We start from the raw sequence: 2,851 nt of genomic DNA, 5'->3' as shown, positions 1-2,851 counted from the left end.
GTCTTCTTTTTTCTTTGGTAATCTTTGGAATAGAATCAATAAGTCCCTTGGTATATGGATGTAGCGGATTCTTAAAAATAGATTTTACATCAGCCTGTTCGACAGCATGACCTGTATACATTACTATGACCTTGTCACATATCTCTGAAACAACACCCAAATCATGTGTTATCATTATTATTGCAGTATCGTGATTATCACAGAGCTTGTTCATAAGTTCAAGAATCTGAGCTTGAATAGTCACATCTAAGGCAGTTGTGGGTTCATCAGCAATAAGAATTTCAGGCTCACATGCAAGGGCCATAGCTATCATCACCCTTTGTCTCATTCCACCTGACAACTGATGAGGATATCTTTTAGCATTAGCATCTGCATCTGGAATACCTACGCTTTTAAGCAGACCAGCAGCAGCTTTTAAAGCAAGCTTCTTCTTCATGTTCTTATGCAAAATCAACGATTCTGCAATCTGAAACCCACATGTCAGTATGGGATTTAGTGATGTCATAGGCTCTTGGAATATCATTGATATTTCATTTCCTCTTATTTTTCTAATTTCGGATTCGCTCGCCTTCGCCAAATCTTTATCTTTAAAGATAATTTCACCGTTCACAATTTCACCCGGAGGGTTAGGTACCAGACCCATTATCGACAGTGAAGTGACACTTTTTCCACTACCACTCTCTCCTACTATTCCTAGTTTTTCTCCCTTATTCAATGTGAAACACATCTTATTTACCGCAAGCATCAATCCATCCTCGGATTTGAACTGAACAGAAAGATCTTTCACATTAAGCAAATGGTCATTTTGATTATTCATTAATTATCACAACCTCTTATATTTATCTTTGACAATACAAGATTGATTCATATAAATCAATCATCAGAATATTTTCGGTGTTAAAATACAAAGTGTTACTAGTTCAGTATCGTTGGGATTACATATTTTATGGGGTATGGTAGATGGATAATGGACTGTTTCACCTTCCGAAATGACATATTCTTCTTCACCAATGGTAAATATTCCGCTTCCACTTATTATATAATAAAATTCTTCTCCGTCATGGGTAGTGGTTTCAATATCCTTATGATTTGGAGCCATTTTCAATATTAAAGCTTCAAGCTTTCTTCCTTCAAATTGTCCACTGAGGGGAACGTATTTAGGAAAGGATTTTTCGAGCTTCATAACCATCTGAGATTCTTTTTTGCGAGTAAATTGTTGATTCTCTTCTATGCTTACCAAATCCTGCATGGTAACACCCAAAGCATCTGCAATTTTCTTTAACGATGTGATTGTCATCGAAGATATGCCACGTTCTATCTGCGACAGGAAACTTATTGATAATTCAGTACCCTCACTCAATTCCTTCAAGGTAATTCCTTTGCTTTTTCTTATTCTTCTGATTTCTTGAGCAATCTGTTTAATAATATCACCTCGTTTCACAATCATCTCAATTATTTCACTCCCACTGTAATTACATTATAAATATATCATTATTTTGTATTCAGGTCAAGTAATTATCCGTCTTATTCAATATTTATTCACTATTTATATTTACTTCCTTGCTTTGCTACTAATCGAATTATTACATTCACACTGTAATTTTATGTCATAACCGTAATAATCGCAACAACTTATTAATAATCCTCAATATTTATAACGCAAAATCTAAACACATGTCCGTTTAATCCAAACAAAAATCCCCTGAACTATAATTCCAGGAGATCCTATTTCTACATTGTTTCTATTAAATTATCGCTATTTATTCATTTATAGTTTTCTGCTCATCTATCCTTTATTATTTCTTGTTTCCAGCTGATTTATATCTCTTGAGAAAACCTTCCAGGAGGACTATTAAAATGAAAATCAGATATAAAAACTCCATGGAGCTTTTCATATCATTACTTAACCATATATTATATTTATTCTACTATTCTTTAAGTCGCTATTCCATTGGTTGATAGTTTATACTTACTGCAGTCTTATACCCTGGATATGTTTCTATATCTTCATTTTCAAAAATTGATATCTGGAATAGCATTCCTTCAATAATTCCAGTAAAGGTTCCTCCTTCTGGCATCAACATGCTAGTATAATTCTCGGAATTTTTCAACTTCGACTTATAATACTCAATAACCTTATTCGAATCATCCTTTGTCACCAGCATTATCATACCCATACCGCTCTGTCCTGCATTTGTCACCATAAATAGCTGAGGTTCGCCGTCCTGGTAAGCTTCTAAGTAATCCTCTGGATAATCCTCCGGCCATGAAAGGCTACTTGGCATAGAAGTCCCTTCGTCTACAGTCTCAGTGGTTCCCGACTCTTCCTCTTCAGGTTCTTCTTCAATTTCCCCTTCACCAAACTCCTCATCCTCGGGAAAAACGATAACTGTAAACATACTCTTGTATTTATCTGATTCCAAATCCTCATCATCAGCTTCCGCGACTGAAACCATATAATTTATTCCATCTTTTATTCCCATGAGCATATAGGTTTCCGGAGTTAGTGTTTCGTTCGTATTCTCTCCATCTGAAAGAACCTCTTTATAAAAGTTTACGATATCCTCCATGGGCTCCTCGCTCATTGCTATGATTTGGGAACTCCCATCCGCATCATTTGAAGATACTATTATATTAGGATCCTTATATACGGGGATTATATCCTCTGGAAAATCTTCAGGTAATGGAAGACTACCTTCTTCGTCCTGTAAAACCGTAATCTCATGACCCTCATCCGTTTTAATTGTTGTTGAGTCAGCTGGCTTATCTTCAGCCTTACCGCATGATGTCAGAAAAACAAGTAATACAAGAATAATAATAAATTTCTTCATCTTAGTCCCTCCTGACTTTA

At 35.5% G+C, this 2,851-nt stretch carries 3 protein-coding genes; all 3 read right to left on the bottom strand.

Annotated features, from left to right (window positions below; translation table 11 throughout):
* Positions 1-817 (bottom strand): ABC transporter ATP-binding protein (locus AC3AX0_RS10805; RefSeq protein ID WP_487550297.1); only part of this gene is annotated, 817 nt, incomplete at its 3' end.
* Positions 818-880: 63 nt separating this feature from the next.
* Complete coding sequence (locus tag AC3AX0_RS10800) at positions 881-1,447, bottom strand: helix-turn-helix domain-containing protein (RefSeq protein ID WP_487550296.1); 567 nt, start codon at positions 1,445-1,447, stop codon at positions 881-883.
* A 496-nt stretch (positions 1,448-1,943) separates the two neighbouring features.
* Positions 1,944-2,831: a hypothetical protein gene (locus AC3AX0_RS10795; protein ID WP_487550295.1), complete on the bottom strand. Its 888-nt coding sequence runs from the start codon at positions 2,829-2,831 to the stop codon at positions 1,944-1,946.
* Positions 2,832-2,851 lie beyond the last annotated feature (20 nt).

It is taken from the genome of Dethiosulfatibacter sp., from assembly GCF_983023055.1.
Note: the sequence above shows the minus strand (reverse complement) of the source record. Positions and strands in the feature narration are given on the sequence as shown.